The 404-nt window shown below is 60.4% G+C and carries 1 pseudogene; it reads left to right on the top strand.

Going from position 1 to position 404, the window contains the following annotated elements:
- Window positions 1-208 precede the first annotated feature (208 nt).
- Window positions 209-404: pseudogene (locus KVS67_RS11655) on the top strand (sulfatase); the annotation flags it as partial.

Here is a 404-nt window from a genome sequence, read left to right as displayed (position 1 = left end):
AGCTCGCCGCGGCCTACCCCGACCGGATCAACCCCTACCTGTGACCACCCCGCTTACACAGACAAGTTGACACGCCCAGATGCAGCGAAGATTTCACAAACGCGCAAATATGTTTCATACGACCACGAGCCACTTAGGTATTGACAGTTGAACCCTGTCCGGGTGCAGCTCGTGGTTCTCCAGTCAGCCCGTGTGCGACGCTGACGCCATGAACCAGCCCTCCATGGCCACCCTGTCTTCGGGAAAAATCACCCTGCGTGACGCCCGTCGCGGGACCACACGGGATGTGGAACTGGAGCCCTTCGAGATGGCCGTGCACCCCCTCCGTGACCGGAGCACCGGACGCCCGCTCACGCCTCTGACATGGTTCGAGACCATCAACCTCTGCAACGAGCTATCCAATG

It is taken from the genome of Micrococcus sp. GbtcB5 (genome assembly GCF_019091605.1).
GTDB lineage: Bacteria > Actinomycetota > Actinomycetes > Actinomycetales > Micrococcaceae > Micrococcus > Micrococcus luteus.
The sequence above is the reverse complement of the archived record's forward strand: the minus strand, read 5'-3'. Positions and strand labels throughout refer to the sequence as shown.